This is a genomic window from Nocardia transvalensis NBRC 15921 (genome assembly GCF_000308875.1).
Classification (GTDB): Bacteria; Actinomycetota; Actinomycetes; order Mycobacteriales; family Mycobacteriaceae; genus Nocardia; species Nocardia transvalensis.
Window position 1 is genome coordinate 163621 of sequence record NZ_BAGL01000128.1, and the last position, 17173, is coordinate 180793.

General features: G+C 66.2%; 22 protein-coding genes and 1 pseudogene. 10 read left to right on the forward strand and 13 right to left on the reverse strand.

Annotation, left to right across the window (positions count from 1 at the left end; translation table 11 throughout):
• Window positions 1-49: 49 nt before the first annotated feature.
• The 3 genes from ON41_RS37795 to ON41_RS37810 form a co-directional block, all read right to left on the reverse strand.
• Window positions 50-1330, reverse strand: a complete 1281-nt coding sequence (locus ON41_RS37795) for a hypothetical protein (protein WP_040754188.1) — start codon at window positions 1328-1330, stop codon at window positions 50-52.
• Between the two features lie 135 nt (window positions 1331-1465).
• Window positions 1466-2419: a hypothetical protein gene (locus ON41_RS42160; protein ID WP_157185804.1), complete on the reverse strand. Its 954-nt coding sequence runs from the start codon at window positions 2417-2419 to the stop codon at window positions 1466-1468.
• Window positions 2420-2562: 143 nt separating this feature from the next.
• The gene (locus tag ON41_RS37810) at window positions 2563-3075 is read right to left on the reverse strand and encodes an SRPBCC family protein (RefSeq protein ID WP_083905943.1); all 513 of its coding nucleotides are present in this window, start codon (window positions 3073-3075) and stop codon (window positions 2563-2565) included.
• A 123-nt stretch (window positions 3076-3198) separates the two neighbouring features.
• Here ON41_RS37810 and ON41_RS42165 point away from each other — a divergent pair, with 123 nt between their 5' ends.
• The 4 genes and pseudogenes from ON41_RS42165 (at window position 3199) to ON41_RS37820 (ending at window position 5167) form a co-directional block, all read left to right on the forward strand.
• On the forward strand, window positions 3199-3495 hold the full coding sequence (locus tag ON41_RS42165) for a DUF742 domain-containing protein (RefSeq protein WP_051163454.1): 297 nt from the start codon (window positions 3199-3201) through the stop codon (window positions 3493-3495).
• Between the two features lie 336 nt (window positions 3496-3831).
• Window positions 3832-4023 (forward strand): hypothetical protein, encoded by a 192-nt coding sequence (locus ON41_RS42170; RefSeq protein ID WP_157185806.1) that lies wholly within the window; start codon window positions 3832-3834, stop codon window positions 4021-4023.
• 367 nt (window positions 4024-4390) lie between these two features.
• Window positions 4391-4480, forward strand: a pseudogene (locus ON41_RS43925) (DUF2510 domain-containing protein); the annotation flags it as partial.
• 90 nt (window positions 4481-4570) lie between these two features.
• Window positions 4571-5167 (forward strand): hypothetical protein, encoded by a 597-nt coding sequence (locus ON41_RS37820; RefSeq protein WP_051163456.1) that lies wholly within the window; start codon window positions 4571-4573, stop codon window positions 5165-5167.
• 52 nt (window positions 5168-5219) lie between these two features.
• Here ON41_RS37820 and ON41_RS37825 read toward each other — a convergent pair whose 3' ends face one another.
• Together ON41_RS37825 and ON41_RS37830 are read right to left on the reverse strand one after the other, a co-directional pair.
• Complete coding sequence (locus ON41_RS37825; RefSeq protein WP_051163458.1) at window positions 5220-6728, reverse strand: hypothetical protein; 1509 nt, start codon at window positions 6726-6728, stop codon at window positions 5220-5222.
• 47 nt (window positions 6729-6775) lie between these two features.
• Window positions 6776-7015, reverse strand: a complete 240-nt coding sequence (locus tag ON41_RS37830; protein ID WP_157185807.1) for a hypothetical protein — start codon at window positions 7013-7015, stop codon at window positions 6776-6778.
• Window positions 7016-7342: 327 nt separating this feature from the next.
• Between ON41_RS37830 and ON41_RS37835 the strand changes: the two genes are divergently transcribed.
• Complete coding sequence (locus tag ON41_RS37835; protein ID WP_157185808.1) at window positions 7343-7681, forward strand: hypothetical protein; 339 nt, start codon at window positions 7343-7345, stop codon at window positions 7679-7681.
• A gap of 171 nt (window positions 7682-7852) precedes the next feature.
• Here the strand turns inward: ON41_RS37835 and ON41_RS37840 are convergent, their stop codons facing one another.
• Both ON41_RS37840 and ON41_RS37845 read right to left on the reverse strand, forming a co-directional pair.
• The gene (locus ON41_RS37840) at window positions 7853-8293 is read right to left on the reverse strand and encodes a DUF3592 domain-containing protein (protein ID WP_040754196.1); all 441 of its coding nucleotides are present in this window, start codon (window positions 8291-8293) and stop codon (window positions 7853-7855) included.
• A 108-nt stretch (window positions 8294-8401) separates the two neighbouring features.
• Window positions 8402-8644 (reverse strand): hypothetical protein, encoded by a 243-nt coding sequence (locus ON41_RS37845; protein WP_040754197.1) that lies wholly within the window; start codon window positions 8642-8644, stop codon window positions 8402-8404.
• A 493-nt stretch (window positions 8645-9137) separates the two neighbouring features.
• On the opposite strand from ON41_RS37845, the gene ON41_RS43930 reads away from it, so the two are divergent.
• Complete coding sequence (locus ON41_RS43930) at window positions 9138-9425, forward strand: dihydrofolate reductase family protein (RefSeq protein WP_218003617.1); 288 nt, start codon at window positions 9138-9140, stop codon at window positions 9423-9425.
• 188 nt (window positions 9426-9613) lie between these two features.
• Here ON41_RS43930 and ON41_RS37855 read toward each other — a convergent pair whose 3' ends face one another.
• The gene (locus tag ON41_RS37855; protein WP_051163460.1) at window positions 9614-10648 is read right to left on the reverse strand and encodes a ketopantoate reductase family protein; all 1035 of its coding nucleotides are present in this window, start codon (window positions 10646-10648) and stop codon (window positions 9614-9616) included.
• A gap of 154 nt (window positions 10649-10802) precedes the next feature.
• Here ON41_RS37855 and ON41_RS37860 point away from each other — a divergent pair, with 154 nt between their 5' ends.
• Window positions 10803-10991, forward strand: coding sequence for a helix-turn-helix domain-containing protein (locus tag ON41_RS37860; protein WP_040754199.1), 189 nt, complete (start codon window positions 10803-10805; stop codon window positions 10989-10991).
• A gap of 179 nt (window positions 10992-11170) precedes the next feature.
• A complete protein-coding gene (locus ON41_RS37865; RefSeq protein WP_040754200.1) occupies window positions 11171-11731 on the forward strand; it encodes a dihydrofolate reductase family protein in 561 nt (186 codons plus the stop codon).
• Between the two features lie 51 nt (window positions 11732-11782).
• Here ON41_RS37865 and ON41_RS37870 read toward each other — a convergent pair whose 3' ends face one another.
• Window positions 11783-12622: a LysR family transcriptional regulator gene (locus ON41_RS37870; RefSeq protein ID WP_040754452.1), complete on the reverse strand. Its 840-nt coding sequence runs from the start codon at window positions 12620-12622 to the stop codon at window positions 11783-11785.
• Window positions 12623-12727: 105 nt separating this feature from the next.
• On the opposite strand from ON41_RS37870, the gene ON41_RS37875 reads away from it, so the two are divergent.
• Complete coding sequence (locus ON41_RS37875; protein ID WP_040754202.1) at window positions 12728-13453, forward strand: SDR family NAD(P)-dependent oxidoreductase; 726 nt, start codon at window positions 12728-12730, stop codon at window positions 13451-13453.
• A 96-nt stretch (window positions 13454-13549) separates the two neighbouring features.
• Here the strand turns inward: ON41_RS37875 and ON41_RS37880 are convergent, their stop codons facing one another.
• The 4 genes from ON41_RS37880 to ON41_RS37895 all read right to left on the reverse strand — a co-directional run bounded on the left by ON41_RS37880 (window position 13550) and on the right by ON41_RS37895 (window position 15817).
• On the reverse strand, window positions 13550-13963 hold the full coding sequence (locus ON41_RS37880; RefSeq protein ID WP_040754204.1) for an RNHCP domain-containing protein: 414 nt from the start codon (window positions 13961-13963) through the stop codon (window positions 13550-13552).
• Between the two features lie 9 nt (window positions 13964-13972).
• Window positions 13973-14353 carry an RNHCP domain-containing protein gene (locus ON41_RS37885; RefSeq protein WP_051163462.1) on the reverse strand — a complete coding sequence of 127 codons (381 nt, stop codon included), beginning with the start codon at window positions 14351-14353 and terminating at the stop codon, window positions 13973-13975.
• A gap of 317 nt (window positions 14354-14670) precedes the next feature.
• The gene (locus ON41_RS37890; protein ID WP_276325771.1) at window positions 14671-14871 is read right to left on the reverse strand and encodes an SDR family oxidoreductase; all 201 of its coding nucleotides are present in this window, start codon (window positions 14869-14871) and stop codon (window positions 14671-14673) included.
• 223 nt (window positions 14872-15094) lie between these two features.
• Entirely contained in the window at window positions 15095-15817 is a 723-nt protein-coding gene (locus ON41_RS37895) for a type 1 glutamine amidotransferase domain-containing protein (protein WP_040754208.1), read from the reverse strand.
• Window positions 15818-16100: 283 nt separating this feature from the next.
• On the opposite strand from ON41_RS37895, the gene ON41_RS43325 reads away from it, so the two are divergent.
• Window positions 16101-17138, forward strand: a complete 1038-nt coding sequence (locus tag ON41_RS43325) for a type 1 glutamine amidotransferase domain-containing protein (protein WP_040754210.1) — start codon at window positions 16101-16103, stop codon at window positions 17136-17138.
• Window positions 17139-17173: the final 35 nt, after the last annotated feature.

Sequence of the window (17173 nt, forward strand, 5' to 3'; positions counted from 1 at the left end):
GGTGTGGGCACTCGTGTACGGCGCGCTGCGCTGCCAGTTCGTCGTCGCGCTATGGCGCCGCCGCTACCGGCTTCGGCTCGGCGACCAGGCCCTGGGCGATCAGAACGGCGGACTCACGGTTCAGAATGTCGTCTCGATAGTTTATCGAGACATGCACACATCCGCCGGCTTCGATGATATTGACGCCGATGAAGTCGGGCCCCGGTGGCGGCAGGAACATCAGTATGCGCGGCGGGCCTTCCTGCGGGGAGGCCGGCGGGTCGAGCCATTTGCTGCCGTACGACATCATCAAACATACGGCCGCCGATTCGGGGGTACCGAAGTGTCGGGCCGAGCTGGCCTCAGGATGTTCCGTCCGGGAGTACACCGCACGGCAGCATATTAACAGCGGGAGTCCGGATTCGAGCACCTTCGATATTCGCCCGGCCAGTTCTCTCGGGGCATTCGAGGGCGGCGTGGGGATCGATTTCGACCAACTGAAATTTCCGTCGACGGCCATTCCCGCGGGTAGATAGCGACGCATATCGACCATCATCACCATCCACGGGGCGACCACGATGCCCTGCGACCGGCACAAAGCCATTGCACGGACCGAAAGAATCGACATGATCGACGCCGCCGGATAGCGACGATCGCGCTCCGCACGCATCCTGTTCAGAAACCCGGCATTACTGGTAGCCGCCGCGACCTCGAAGCGGTGGCCGTCGCCGCCGGCCGATAACGAAGAGTCACCGACAGTGGCAGGACGCACCGGCCGAGCAAGCTCCCGCTGCATCCGGATGGCTCTCGCGATGCGAAACGGCGAGCGCCCGAACGAGTTCAGCAGCGCGCGCGGCATCGGTGCGGACGCTGACCGATCGCCTGCCGGGAACGGCGCAGGCCCGGAATCGAGGAGGAATCCGATGAAATCCCAGGTCGATACCGCATCCCCGAGCGCGTGTGAATAGCGGATTTCCGCCCAGTCGTGTCCGAGCGTCAATATGAACGGGAGCCCGTCGAGCCGATCGTTCTCTCGACCCGCAAATATCGACGGCGATACGGCCGCCGAAGAGACCACCAGCGCACGAAAGAACTCGTCCGCACGATCGGCGGACGGACGGCCACTGACTGCCCGGTCGACATCGAGCAGCCGCCATCTGATGTCACCCCCGTGCCGGTGCGCGCATTGCTTCAACCGCGTGCGGACCACTTCGACATCCGGTGTCCGAATCGACCTCACCACCTTGATGACCGGCACGTTCCGCCATACACGGTCGCGGCGCCGCAGCGGGCGAATGTCGACCGCGGTCCACCCGGCGATACTTCCTACCCGACCGTCTCGATCCAGCATCGTGAAATCCTGTCCGTCAGATCGTTGTCCACAATGGCCGTGCGGCCTGTCAACCCGGCGTGGGCTCCGTATACTGAACCGCGATAATCGCTATTCTGGATAGGGCTGTAATGCTCTATTCTCGCGCCACATCGGTCAGCTGCGCGGACAGCGGTGTCCGCTCCACCGCGGCTCTCGCCGACCCCTTCGCCGCCAGGCAGGACTGCGCGTCGATCGATCCCTCGACACACCACGCCAGATCGACCAGCGCACAGGCATTCCTGCCGCACTCCTTGCATCACAACACGATCCGCGCCCGGCAACCGCTCGAACAACCGGTGAAGCGGGGTGGGCGGATTCGCTCGGCCCGCCGAATCTGTCACGAGCCGCCGCCGACGTCGATCGCATCGATGACGCGCCGACTCTACGCGCCGCACCGGCGCCGGCGGTGAACCAACTGGCCAGGAGATCGAGGAGGGAGCCGAAGATGAACAGGCACACAGCGATCCAGCGGAGCGGGTACGCAAATCGTTCGCGGTTCATCACCCAGACGATCGATCGGGTTATCGGAACCGGGAGCCGGCACACGACTGCCCAGAGCCAAGCCAGGATCGCCCCGGCGCGGCGGCGCTGATCGGGGTTGGTGGTCAGGTACGCCGGTATCACGAGTGTCATAACCGCGACCGTGACCGTCGCGGTGAGTCCCGGTGGCTCCCATCCTTGTCTGCGTCCGACGAGGATCAGAATGTCCAGGGTCAGGCTCCCGAGGACGAGGGCGCACATCAGGATCACGCCGATTCGCTCGACCCGCCGGTCGACGGATTCGGCGCTACGCCAAGCCCTTCGCTCGCGATCGGACAGTTCGCGGACGAACGCCGTTTCGACTCGGCCCTCGAAGATTTCGCGTCCGTGCGGGCATTCGAACTTGTACATCGGGGCGTCCGTGGGGACGGGAACCGGGATTTCGTCACCGGACAGGAACGGGGGAGCGTGGTATTTGCACACTGCGCAGGTGATTTCGCGGTCGAACGCGTCGAGGATGGAAGGCAGCAGTGACTCGTGCTCCGGGGTGCCGTGTCCTCGCCGGTCGTTCGTAAGGTCTGCCTTCACCCGAGACTCCAGCGAAAGGGCAACGTGGGGCGCGGTTGGCGGTGTTGCATCTTCCTCGACATGGGTTGTCTCGCCTGTCTGGAGCACAGCGCCAGCCCGCCCGGAGGGCCGCCTGCCGAAGCGCTGCACTCCTGATCGAGGTGTCAGGCGGTCTCGCAATGGGATTTGAGAGAGTCTGCCTCCGTATCGACCATGGCTTGGACCTTCCGTCGAGCGAGGAGGGATACGACGGGAGCTGTTGGGCCTGTTATTCCGAATTCCAGGACGACCTCGGTGCCGTCGTGTGACGGGTGGACGGTGTGTTCGGCGTAGAAGCCGAATGCCTTCCCGTGTGTTTCCCAGGTGAATGAGGAGCCGTTCTCGAGCTCGGTGACAACCCAGACCCGGCGCGGCTGGTTCGGCTGGCGGATCTCGGCCTTACTGCCGAGGCGGAGTTCACCCGGCTCGAGCCGCCTGATCTCTGACATGGTCGGTGTCCATTCCGGCCAGTGCTCGACATCTGAAATTACCTTCCATACCTGGTGCGAGGGCGCAGCGATCGATCGGGTGACTCGATATCTCATAAAAGTAGGATGACATTTCGTTGGAGGGCTCACGAGTGCTCTCCAAGTGATCTGACAAAACGCGCAGCTATGGCCGATCGACGTCAGGGCCATTCTCCGGGGCAGTATCGCAGCCGGGTGTCGCAGAGTGCACCGAGGTCGAGGGGTAGCAGCTGCGGCCAGTCGGTCAGGAGACGCAGCGCGTCGGCGGCCGCTGCGGTCGCCCGATCGGTCGGTGTGCTCGATGCCGCCGGTCGGCGAACACTGGCCGAACTCACCGCCTCCTATCGCCAGCAACTCGGCAACGATATCGAGAACCTGGATCGCGAGTACCGGCAGATACTGATTCTGTGCCGCGATGAGCCGCAATCGATCGCGGAAATCGCGTGCTGCGGACTGCTGGTCGCCGCGGCGAAGGTCCTCGCGGGTGATCTGATCACCGGGGGATACGTCACCTTCCGGTCGCCGCATCCGGATGTGGGCCACGACGCGGTTTTTCTGCGGGCGGTCCTGGCGGGATTGCGGAAATTGTGACGGCATTGTGCCGGCGGCGTGCGCGGACCCGACGAGACCGAGTTATCTCCTGGTCGACGGCAACCGGTCCCTCGAATCTCGGTGTGCCGAAGCAAGTGCCGCCGAACGGCTTCCGAGTGCCGTCGGCGTATCCCGGTGGCGGTTCCGTCCGCTCATGTCGGTGCCCGCTGGGATACTTCCGGCATGGGGTATGAGAGTGTACGGGGGACCGGTCGGCGGGATCGACGACCGGGCGGGCATTCGGTCCGTGGGTACGGTCGTGTCACCGACCGCCGTGCGCCCCGGCCGGGGCGTAATCGGTCCCCGTATTTCCACGGCTACCGCAGCACGTCGCCCATGCCCATACTGTGGGTCGGCGCCCTGGTCATCGGTGGCGTGGCCATCCTGCTGGTCGTGCTGACCCTCACCCACATGAAGTCTCCCGACCAGCCCGCCCACGGCAACATCGTGGCGCCGTCGACCGCTGCACCGGCCCCGGCGCGACCGACCCCCGTTGCGCCGCCGTGCTACCCCCTCCAGCCGTGCTGACTCGCTGCGGCAGTCGACGTTCCGCGCTGGCCTGTCATTCGGCACCGAGCGCGAGCAACGCCTGATCGACCTCTGACAGCTCGGCGTCCGCCTCCGCCAGGGTACGTTCGAGAGCGGCCAGTTCTGTTGCCAGACAGTCGATTGCGCGGGCCTGATGCGCCGCACTGGCGGCCGCGCCGACGTAAGAGGCTGGGTGTGCGGGCTCGGCCCGCCCGGTGAGAGCACCAACCGTCGAGACCTGGCGAAGTCGTTCCTGTCGTAAGGGGGGCGAAATACTATGCCAGTCAATGCTGTTGCCGAACTCCCATCCATGCGAACCTTGCCGCTTGGTAGGCTTTCGCCGATTCTGTAGAGAAGGGGGCTCCGGATGGTTCAACCTGGTTGGTACGCAGACCCTTCCGGGAGTGGGGGACACCGATGGTGGGACGGTTATGCGTGGACGCATGCCGTGCAACCGGCAGCGCCGCCACTTCCCATGGCTCCCAGCGGATCCGCACCGGCCGCACCTACACCGGGCAATCCGCCGGGCCGAATCGTTCAGGGCCGATTGCGGAACGGATTCACCAAGCAAGACGTTTACGCCGACGCACACGGCGTCACGTACGGCAACGACAGCATGCGCTGGGCGGACGTGGAGTGGTTCGGATACTCGCTGACTCGCGAGTTTTTCGAGCATCGGCTCTACGGACTGATCAAAGCGCATACCTCCGAGGTAGGAAGTTCCTTCACATTCGTTGTCGGGCGGGGGGCATACCGGAAGGCGCGCGGCGTCCCGAAAGGGCCGGATATCCCCTTCCTCTTCTTCAACGACGACCACCGAGAGGTCGACGAGATGTGGCGCGGCCTGGTCGATTTGGCGCAGCAGCACCTGCAGCCCCGACTTCTCGGGCAGATGCTCGACGCGATCCGCGCCGGACAGCAGGTGACCGTCGCGAACGAATACACCGTGGACGCACGGGGATTGAGCTACCCCCGCCTGAAGCGGGCATACGCGTGGTCCGACATCGAGGTCTCCGTACACGGCGGCTCGGTGTGGCTACAGCCGGTCGGCCGGCCGAAACGGGAAGGACTGGAAATGGTCGCCGGCTTTCCCAACGCAACCTTGATTCCACATCTCTACGCCGAACTGACAACGCGCCGTTGACCGTCAGCGCCACACCTCAGAGCTTGCTGCCGAGTAGTTCCGGTGCGGGCCACTAGGGTCCCGGCGCAACGGCGATGGCGGCTGAACGTATCTTGCGGGCGCGTCTCGGCGGGCGGGGAAAGTACGTTCGTTTCGCGAGGTAGAGGCCTAGCGCGGGGGCGAGGAGGCTCAGCAGGAGGTCGTAGACGACGTCGAATCGGTTCTGGTAGCCGGGATGTCCCCACAGCGGCCCGATCGCGACCTCGACGACGTCGCCGCGGTCCGGGAGTTCGCCGACCCAGGTGGCCGAGGTCTCGCGGCGGGCGCCGCCCCACTCGTAGGTGCCCCGCACCCGGGCGCGATCGGTGGTACACGAGAGGCCGCCGGTGGTGCTGGTGCAGTGGCGGGTGCCACCGGCGGCGGCTTCGGTGACGGTCAGCTGCACGTGCGGAGCCAGACCGGTCAGTGTCGCCGCGGCGTTGACCACGGGCACCACACCGACGGCCAGCAGGGCGACGATGATCAGCGATCGCGCGGTCAGCGACACCGGCGTCACGGGCTGCCGGTCCGCGGCCTCGCGGCGGCGGTTCACCACCGAGCGCACGCCACCGCCGCTCCCGGACCATGCGTCGTAGCTCGTGTCGGAAGCGGCGGCGGCCGTGGCGAATTCGGCGTCGCCGCCCCACACCTCCCAGACGCGGGCGGGGACGGCCGCGGCCAGCATCGCGAGCCGGCGGCCGTTGCCGAACAGGCGGTCCTCCGTGAGCCCGCCCGTGTCGGTCGTCCAGAGCGCGTCGCGGTGAAAAGCGATGTCGTGCACGCGGAACCACAGATCGTTCATGATCAGCTCGCGAACCTCACCGGTCAGCAGCGCGGCGGCGAATTCCGGATCCGACGTGGATACCGAGAAGCGCCGGTCGAATTCCGGGTCGACCGCCACGGTGTCCATAGCCGAATCCGGCCGCAGCCAGCCGAAGGCGTTGCGAGTGATCCGCGCATCCTCCAGCGGAGTGAAGAAATCGGGTTCGAACGCTTTGGTCTTCGGCGAGATGGCTAACGCCGGCACGTCCGGGATACGCAATTCGACGATCGCGTTGACCGAGTCGATCTCGTCGGCCACCGCGCCGAGCGACGCGAACGCCTCGCCCGCGCGCGGCGGCGTGGTCGAGTACTCGATTCCGAGCAGCCGGTGACCCCGATGCTCGATATCGACCGTCGCGCGGCGTGGCCAGGGGTCGGGATGGCCCGGACCCACGGCCACCCCGCGGTGCGGAAGGACTCCGAAGGTCGGCTCCGTCGATGCGGAAAGCCGTGTGATCCAGTTCCGTTGGCGCCGGCCGCGCCACATGATCAGCGCCGTGACGACCAGCGGAACAGCGCACCACAACAGCAGTGGCACGCCGCTGTCGGTGCCGACGGACAACCAGTACAGTGTCGTCCCCGAGACGCTGATCCCGCAGATCGCGTAGCTCGCCGTCGACACGGCCGGACTGCGGGATTCCAGCCACCCGCCGACCCAGAGCGCGACGAATGCGAGCGCGTACCCGCCCACGATGAACCAGGGGCCGAGCAGATCATCCATATCGCAATCTTCTCCCGTTCACCGGGTGCGGCGGCGGCTCGCCCCATCTATCCCGAGCAGGGAGTCTGTCCTTCGCCCCAGCATTCCGGACGATAGCTGCCCGTGTTCGCGACTGCGGAATCGCCGATGAACTGGTGCAAGAACTTCTCCGGAGCCGCCGTGGCGCTGACGGCGGGGTTGCCCTGCGGTTGTTCGGGCTCGCCGGCGAAGGACGGTCCCGCGCAGACGAGGACCACCGCGACTGCGGCCATACCCGAGGTCAGGGCTCGTGCCCCGAATACTTGCATGTCGACCTCCCGATTCCGAAACGACCGGCCGTCCCTCGGCCGGCGGCAGTCAGTATCGCCTCGGCCCGAATCGCCTGCATCGGTACGAGGTACCTAAGACTGGAACCCCCTCGTACGTGACAGCCGTTGGAAGCTCAGGGTGGTTCGGGCTGTCGAGGGCCGGCCAGTGCACGGTCGAGACCGGGTCGGGTGGACTGCCCATCGCCGGGTTCGCCGAGTCGCAACGATGGCGTGGAAGGCTATCGGCCGGTCACGAAGCGGGTTCGGTCGCGTGGCGAGTTGTTGAACGACCGTCCACTACGGCAATTGTTGAGCTACCGTCTGGGTGTGGACGTCGACCTTGCGTCATTGCTGGCTGGGCCGCGTCAGCGGTCCGGCGTGATTCTCGAGATCTCGGCCGTGGGGATCACGGCTCCCGCGATCTTCGGTGTTCCCTACGTCCGTGCCGTCGACGGCACCGTGTACCGGTTACCGGAAGCGTTGAGCCGGTGGGCGATTCGCTTGATCGCCGTGCACAGCTATTACCTGATTACCCGGGAGCTGTCGATCTTTCCCTGCCACATCGGATTCGGAGGCCGGGACGGGGCCGTCTACGCCGAACTGCTGTCCGACGCGGTCACCGCCGGACCCCGGCATGAGCAGGGGTGTTCGTCGCTGGTGCTCTAGCTGCTGTTGGCGTCGCCGCTGGTTCGGTGAGCGTCCCGTCGGCGGTGAGTTGTGTCGACCAGCTCTTACGGCGGTGTGCTGTTCTGCTCATCTTCTCTGCGGTCCTACTCGTCATCGGGGCGGGATCGATCGTGTCGGGGTGGCGGCTGTGAGGTGCCCGTTTCCCGGCCCTTACATCGAGATCAGGTCGAGGGACGCGAGGATCAGGAAGATGGCGAATCCACCGAAGAAGAGGAAGACGAACCCGTAGTTGATGATCCGACCGACCACGGAACCGCCGTTGACTGTCTCGCTCGCCTTCGGATCGTCGGGGTCGTACATGATCTCGACGATGTCGCCGACCTTCGGTTTCGCCAGATGCCCGACCTCGCCGGTGTGCTGAATGTCGGCGGTGTCGCGGTACTCGTAGCGCGCGTGGATGGATGTCTCCGTCGAGGACGTCCCTGTTGCTGAGGACTGATTCTTCTTCTTCCACACGTGGCGGACGGTCGCCTCCGTCCGCGACCAGGCGGCCAAGCGTCGCTGACGGCGCACCAGATGAATCGTCAGCCAAGCCGGGAGGATCAGCATCGCGATGCCGATCAGCAGCGTGACGACAGCACCAGAACTCATGATTACTCCACTTACCCGAGGTCGAGGGCCTCGACCCTAGTCTGCGGTGACCGCGAGGACGACCGGTGGACTCGTCGAGTTCGACCGCCGGCGGGTTGGTGACCGCCGCTACGGCGTCAGGAAATACAGACGCCACAGCTGGGGCTCCCACGGGTCGCTCACGTTGTCGCAGGAGTACTGCACGGCCTGGTGATGCTCGATCTTGTATTCACCGGCTGTGTCGCACTGCGCGTAGGTGCCGAAGTCTGCGGTGTACCAGGTGCCTGCGTGGGCCGGCGCGGCCGCCAGTACACCGCTCATACCGAATGCGGCAGTCGTCGTGGCCGCGACGGCGATAGCTTTGAGGTTCATGCCCGTTGCTCCTTGATCTGGGCCGCACCCGAATGATGCGGACTGGAAGCAGGATTATCGGCGCCCCTTGGCATCGCCTTTCAGAGACCTTAACCGCGGTCTCTTCGCCGAGTCTCCCGCTCGCACGAATACGAACGACCACGCCGGCGCCCGATCCCGTCCACAGGCCCGGAGCGGCTACTCGCCGGGATCCGCCGAGCCGCGCGGACCGCCTTTCGCGTTGGACGTCGTGATCGGATCACGTCAGAATCGGCGGCATGAGCAAGGTGACCTGTGACCTTTCGATCTCTCTCGACGGCTACGCGGCCGGGATCGGCCAGAGCGGGGACCGTCCGTTCGGTGATGACGGTGGCGACGGTTGGGGCAGCGTTCTGCACGCGTGGATGGAGGATGCCGACGAGCGGAAGTGGCAGATGGATCGCCTGGCCGAGACCAAGGCATTCGTCATGGGACGCAATATGTTCGGTCCCATCACCCACGCGAACCACAACCGATGGAGGGCGGTACCACGTTCCACTTCGTCACCGAGGGAATCGCGGCCGCGTTCGACCTCGCCCGTGAGGCAGCCGGCGACGGCAACATCTCGATCCACGGTGGAGCGTGCACGGTCAACCAGTACCTGGCCGCCGGCCTGATCGACGAGCTGCGGCTGCGGATCGTGCCGATCACACTCGGCGCCGGGACCCGACTGTTCGACGGCGTGCCCGGGCTGACACTGCGGCAACTGACGACTCGGACAGGTCCGGCCTTCACGCATGTGACGTACAGGGTCGTGCGCTGACCGCCGGCGAAGCTCAGCAGGGCGGAGGTAGCTGACCCGGGTGCGGCGTCGTGTGGGCGTGTCAGTGGTGACGCGCCGCTTGATCCTTCTACCGGCCGTTGACACCGGCATCGATCGAGGGCGATCCTTGCCGAAGTCGAGTGGTGTCGAGATTCGCGTTCACGAACATCGGAGACCGTTGGGCGGTGTCAGGATTTGTGCTCCGGTGGTGTCGACTTCGGGAATGGTTGGGGTAGTAGAGCTTTCAGCTCGTCGGCGGTGATGGCGCCCGGCTGCCGGCGCTGGCGGGCGAATTGGGCGACGGTGCGTTGCAGCATGGTGTTGACCGGTGTTGGCACACCGTGCAGGCGGCCCAGCAGGACGATCTCGCCGTTGAGGTAGTCGACCTCGGATGTTCCCGACTCGCGGGCAAGGCTCTGCCAGGTCGAGCTGCCGCCGGACACACCCACGATCGGCTGCACCCGCATCCGGTCGCCTTCCACCGCGCGGCGTTCGGTGTCGGTGGTGTAGGCGATCGCGGCGGCGTCGAGCACCGCCCGGCCCTCCGCCTGGCATGCCCGGACCAGCTCGTCGGCGGCGGAGGAACTGGCCTGCTCACCGAGCAGTGCCTGCACCGCGTTGCCGAGATTGACGACGAGCTTGCCGTACTTCCAACGCATCACGTCGGAGACGATCGGAGCATCGAAATCGCTGCGCGACAGGTCCGCAGCGATCCGCTCGGCCACGGTATCGATTCCGTGCGGGTAACGGGAGATGGTCAGTATCCCGCTCAACGGCGCCGCGCGTGAGACCACCACACCGGGTTCGAGATGCAGGGCCGGCAACCAGACACACAGCCCGTACACCCGCTGGAACAGCTGCAGCGCGGTGCGCTCGTTGGTTACGCCGTTCTGCGCGCACACGATCGGCAGTGTCTCGGCGGCGGTGGTGTTCCCCGCGACGGAGGCGCCGGCCCACTGTTCGACCACGGCCGCGGTGTCGTGTGATTTGACCGCGCACACGATCACATCGTCACGCTGCAATTCCCCCAGCGCGGCGGGAGTGTCGACCGCGGGAACCCGCACTGTGCGGGAGCCGCTCGCGGTGACCAGCCGCAGGCCCTCGCGTTGCAGAACTTCTAGATGTCGGCCACGAGCAACCAGGACCACGTCGGCGCCGTGCTGGGCCAGCCGCGCGCCGATCGTGCCTCCGACGGCCCCCGCACCCACCACGATGTACCGCACCCGATCGAGAATAACCGGGCCGTCGGTAAGTGGTGATGCGGTCGATTACCGGGTCCAGCCGTCCGCAGGCGATTTCGCCGGTCTCGATGTCGCTGCCCGCTGGCTAGTTCTGTAGGCCGGCGACGACGACACCTCGTCACGGCTGCGTGACACGATGCAGGCCTACTTGGACACTCGCGGTAGTCTCGGCGACGCCGCAGCGCGGCTGCACGTCCACAAGAACACCGTGCACTATCGCATCCGCAAGGCCGAGGACGTCCTCGGCCACTCGCTGGCCGTCAACCGTGTCGAGACCGAAGTCGCGCTACGGATCTGTGAGCAGCTCGGGCTGGAACGACTGTGACCGCACGTTCGGGCGTGAGCGCGAAAATGAACACTGTCGTGCGTTCGGGGTGCCTATGCGTTGCCGATGGTTCGGCGGTACCTATTCGGTAAGGCTGATCACGAGCTTGTCGGTCTCCCAGGGATATGGGGAGTCGCGTGGGTTCGCAGCAGCAAGTGTCCACATCTCAGGAGGTTGCAGTGTCCGCATCGGTGCTCGACATGTCGATGTCGCTCGACGGGTACATCGCCGATCCCGACGATTTCCTCGGCGGTGAGGACGGCGAGCGGCTGCACCGATGGGCCGGTTCCGGCGGTGAGTCGGGGCCGGTCCGAGAGTTCGAGGACGAATGGAACGCCGCCGGCGCAGTGCTGTCCGGGCGGCGGACGGCCGAACTCATGGATCACTGGGGCGGCTCCCACAACGGGCTGCCGATCTTCGTGCCCAGTCACCGCCCGCCGAGCCCGGCCGCACGGTGGGGCTATCCGTTGGTGACGTACGTGAACGACGGAATCGAGAGCGCGATGGCGCAGGCGAAGGCCGCCGCGGGCGAGCGCGATGTCCAGGTGCGTGGCGCGTACACGGCGCAGCGCGCGATCGAGGCCGGTGTCCTGGACGAGGTGCAGATCCACCTGATCCCGGTGCTCCTCGGTCGCGGCCACAGGATGTTCGACGTGTTGCCGGCGGAGACCGAGTTGGAGATCGTGCGGGTGATCGACACACCGCAGGCAACCCACATCCGCTACCGCGTCCGGCGCTGAGGCGGTCGGCAAGGACCACACCGGAATCTGAACCATCCGGGGAGGTATCGGCTAGAGGCGTCTTGCGGTGCGGACGAGGTCGGCGACGGCTGTGGATCTGCTGTGCGGTGGCCAGGCGATGACGGTGGTGACTGCCGGCGCGTCCGGTACCGGCACGATGGAGTGCTTGTCGCGCAAGTGGGTTCGGACGGACTCGGGCATGACCGCACAGGTCCGGCCGAGCGCGATCAGTTGGGTCAGCTGGGTATGGTCGCGAACCTGCGGGCCGGGGCCGTCCGGATAGCTCCCATCCTGTCGAGGCCAGCGCGGCAAGGGCAGGTCTGTCAAGGCGGAGACCTCGGCCGAAGACATACGGGCCCGGTTGGCGAGGGGGTGGCCCGCGGGCAGGACCAGGACCTGCTGTTCGGTGTACAGGTCCTCGGTGTCGAATCCGGCCGTCGTGTCGAAGGGGCGGTGGAGCAGGGCAACGTCGGCGCGACCGTCACGCAGGAGTCTCTCCTGTTCGCCGGGCCCGCACAGCAGCACCTCGACGGCGACGGCGCCCGGGTCGGCGGCGTAGGCGTCGAGCAGCTTCGACAACAGTTCGCTGGACGCTCCGGCCTTCGTCGCCAGCACTACGCCCGGTCGATCGGCAGCAGCGCGGCGAGTGCGGCGTTCGGCGGCGTCGACCGCGTCGAGGGCGAGCCGGGCCTCCCGCAGCAGCACCGATCCGGCCTCGGTCAAAGTGATTGCGCGAGAGGCGCGGTGCAGCAGAACGACTCCGAGTCGCCGTTCCAGCTGCTGGATCGCCCGCGACAGCGGTGGTTGCGCCATCGTGAGCCGTTGCGCCGCCCGCCCGAAGTGCAACTCCTCGGCGACGGCGACGAAGTATCGCAACTCCCGCGTCTCCACCACGTCATCGTATCCGGCGCTCACCACGACCGATACCCGTGCGGTATCACCGAGCACCCGGTCGGTCTTGGACGCGCTACTCGAGGCGGGGCCAGGATCGACGGTATGAGTGCACAGAAGATCGCGCTGGTGACCGGCGCTAACAAAGGCATCGGATACGAGATCGCGGCCGGCCTCGGCTCCCTCGGCTGGCGAATCGGTGTGGGCGCGCGGGATTCGCAACGCCGCGACACCGCGGTCGAGAAGTTACGCGCGAGCGGAACCGATGCGTTCGGCGTACCGATGGACGTCACCGACGACGCGAGTGTGGCCGCCGCGGCCGATCTCATCGCCGACCGCGCCGGAGGTCTCGACGTCCTCGTCAACAACGCCGCGATCACCGGCGGTATGCCACAGACCCCCACCACGGTCGATCCCGCGATCGTGCGAGCCGCCGTGGAAACCAACGTGATTGGCGTCATCCGCGTCACCAACGCGATGCTGCCCATGCTGCGCGCCTCCGCGTCACCGCGAATTGTGAACATGTCCAGCAGCGTCGGCTCGCTCACCCTGCAGACCACGCCCGGCACCGAGACCGGTCCGATTTCCGCCGCGTACTCGGCGTCGAAGACCTTCCTCAACGCCGTCACCGTCCAATACGCAAAAGAACTGAGCGACACCGACATCCTGATCAACTGCGGCTGCCCCGGTTTCACCGCTACCGACCTCAACGGCTTCCGCGGCCACCGCACCCCCGAACAGGGCGCGGCAATCGCGATTCACCTCGCGACCCTCCCCGACGACGGGCCGACCGGCGGATTCTTCGACGACGCCGGAACGGTGCCCTGGTAAAGGCTCATTGGCAAACGGGCACAGCCTGTTTCGGCAGGAGCGTGCATTCGCGCGCGCGAATTCCGGCCCCACCACACGCGGTGGTGGGGCCGGCCGTCACAGCGCGTCCAGTGCCCGGCGGCCGATACGTGGATCGGCCAAGGGACGCAGGGCGATTCGCAGCAACGCGAGCGCATTGTCGTCTCCGGCAATGCGATTCAGTTTCAATGCCCCGCACTTCAGGCACTGGTGGACCAGTGCCCATTCGCCGCCGTGGCGCACGGTCGAACTGACCGCGAGCATGCGGCCGCGGCATGGGTTCGCGCGGTCACCAGGGATGCGCCCGTCGACGTGGCGGCTGGTCAGACAGTGTGGGCAGTGATTGCGGTGCGAAGTACCCGGTACGGTGGTCGGCACATCCAGACGACAACCGATACACCGGAAACTCGCACCGGATGCCCCACCGGGACCGTGCAATACGGTCTTGCCGCGTTGCGGGGGTGCGGACAGGGTCTTGTTCCTTCGAGGCATCGCGACCGCCTAGAGGTCGCCGAAGACTTCGAGCGGGAACGGCGGCTCCGCCAGCGGGCGTACCGCGAGTCGCATGAGAATCAGCTGGTTGTCGTCCTCGCTGATCGCATGTAGCGCCAACTCGTAGCAGCGCGCGCACCGATGCACGAGGGCCCATTCGCCGCCGCGGCGCACCGCGATCGACAGCGGAGCCATGCGTCCGCGGCACTCGGATACGCCGCCCTCGACGTGGTCGAGGGTGTGACACGAGTGCAGGCAACTCGGGCAGTGATTGCGCCTGCTGTTTCCGGGCGTGAGCGCGGAAACGGTGAGCCCGCAGCGGAGGCAGGTGAAAGTACCGGTCTTCGCGGCCGGACTGGGTTCGTTCTGAGCGGAAATATGGTGGGACAACCCGGATCACTCCTTGGCGGAAAGCTGATGTGCACACAGCAGGAGTAGGCCGAGCGCGCCTCGACGACGCGGAAAGTCGGTTCAGTGCGTGGGGCCGGCGGAGAGGCTGGCCGAGTACGCACCCTGAGGCGCTCTCGGCGCGGGCTGGGGCATAAATCAGTCCTTCCGCCAGTCGAATCGCATGCGCGTCGTCCGCACCCGAGCACCGTAGCAACGGCCGCCCGCACTCCGCCATCGAATTGTCCGGTCCGATGGCCGGACCTGAACCAACCTCGCCCCTGGTCAGCCGAGCCCTTGGGCGAACCCCCCATCGACGATCAATTCGGTGCCTCGGTCAGTTCCGCGACACCCATGCTCGGTGTGAGGATGAAGCCGGGAGCCACCGCATCGACACGGATGTTGCGTGGCAGCATTTCGGCGGCAAGTACTTTCGAGAACGCGCGTACGGCCTCCTTCGCCGCGGAGTAGGCGCTGAGCCTGGGGAAGATCCGATCGTTGGACACCGTCGTGAAGACGATGCTCGCGTCGCCGAGGGTTGTGAACTCGGCGACACCATATGCGCCGCGGCCGGATCCAGTTCCGCGGCCGGCGTGCCGACCCGGGTGATCGCCGAGGACCTACGTACCGGACTCGAACGGATGAACCGCGACATCGCCGAACGAGAGGCCGCTCGCTCGATCTTGCAATCGATCCTCGCGAGCGACCCGCGCTCGCAGGCCGCCCGGTCGAGTGGCATCGTTCCTAGGTCTTGGCGGGAGCCGTCGTGAGCTGCGCTACCAGGGTCTCGGCGAGGGGGCGCGACGATGCGGGGTTTTGGCCGGTGTAGAGGTTGCCGTCCTTGGTGATGTGTTCGGTCCACGGCGTGCCGCTCTGCTCGAAGGCGCCGCCGGCATCGACGAGCCGGTTCTCGAGCAGCCAGGCCGCCTTGTCGGCGAAACCGACCTGTGCTTCTTCGGCGTTGCTGAAACCGGTGACTTTGCGCCCGGTGAACAGCCAGGAGCCGTCGGCGGTGCGGGCCGGTAGCAGCGCTGCCGGTCCGTGGCACACGGCAGCGACGGGTTTGCTCGCGGCGGTGAAGTCGGAAAGCAGGGCACCGAACCGATCCGACACGGCCAGATCTTCCATCGGCCCGTGGCCGCCGGGAACGAAGACCAGGTCGTAGTCCTCGGCACGGACGGTATTCAGGTCGGCCGGGGACGCCAGCGTGTCGGCGATGCTGTCGAGGTAGGCACGGAAGCGCTCGCCTGGTTCGGTTGCGCCGCCGTTCATTTCGGGTGTGAATCCCGCCTCGTCGGCGACCGGACGTACCCCGCCCGGGGTCGCGACAGTGATGTCGAATCCGGCGGCGGTGAAGACCTCGTGCGGTACGGCGAGCTCCTCGGGCCAGTAGCCACACGGATGCTTCGTGCCGTCGGCGAGTGTCCAATGATCCGATCCGGAAACTGCGAAAAGTACGCGTGTCATGTGCTGGCTCTCCGTTGGGTGAATGCCGAAAATGGTGGCGCTCCCCAGGCTAGGTCGGCTGATCGCACTGGTGGAGAGACCGAGTTCGTTTGCGACACAAATCCGTTGGATCGCGATATCGCACACCGAACTGGCGCGGAATGGGCACAGGTTGAGCAGGAACGCGGTACCGCGGGGGTGTCCGGCGCGGTTTGCTGTGATCCGAACAGTAACCGAGGTCACACTGCGATCCCGAGAGTAACCGAGGTCACATTTCCACCCGCAACGCAGCAGGAGGTAGCCGATGACCACAATCGCCTATCTGGTCTCGAGCGCCGGCACGATCACGATGGCTGACGGCTCCACACACCCGACCGGATACTTCGCCGAGGAGGCGCTGAAGCCGTACAAGGCATTCCGTGCCGCCGGCTTCGATGTCACGGTCGTCACCCCGGACGGCAACGCGCCGACTGCGGACCCGTACGGCCTGCAGTGGTTTTTCCATTACCCGGAGGAGGACAAGGACTACCTCAGTTCCGTGGTCCGGACATTTGCCCATGACGTGGACGACATCCGATTCACGTTGCACCACAACACAGAACTCGGTCTCGCCGCGGCCCGGCGAATCGCTCTCCTGCTGGAAGCCGAGGGCTACAGTTTCGCCGACGCGCACGAACTGGTCAGCAAGGCAGCCAAGGTTGCCTGGCGTCAGGACCGCCGGCTCGCCGACGTCATGGTCGAGGACGGAATCGACGGCGGGCTCACGAGCGCCGCGATCCATCAGGCGACAGCCGACCAACGTGCGGCCAGCGAATCCCTCGCGCGTGAACGCAAGTCCGAGCTGGAGGCCATCGAGGGCTTCAACCACCCGGTGGATCTTCGGTCGCTGAGCGAGGACGCCATGGCCACGTTCGACGCCGTGTTTGCGCCGGGAGGACATGGCCCGATGGTGGATCTTGCCGGAAATCCCGATGTCGGACGACTCCTGGTGGCGTTGCACAGCAAGGCCGCACCCATCGCCTCGCTGTGTCACGGCCCAGCGCTGATGCTGTCCGCTCCGGAACGTGCGGACGGCCAGTGGCTGTTCGACGGCTACCGCATGACGTGCTTCACCGACGAGGAAGAGGTCCAAACCGAGCCCGGCAGGCTCGGGCTGCCCTGGTTCGTCGACACCGCGCTCAAGAACGCCGGCGCGGTCTTCGACGACGGCCCGGCCGCATGGGTGAGCCATGTGGTCGTCGACCGCCATGTCATCACCGGGCAGAACCCCGGATCGACCGAAGCCGTCGCGGCCGCGGTTGTCACCGCCTTGCACAAGCGGTCCGTCCGAGAGGCGGCCTGAGCGTTGTGTCGTTGCTACGCCGAAACAGGAGAACA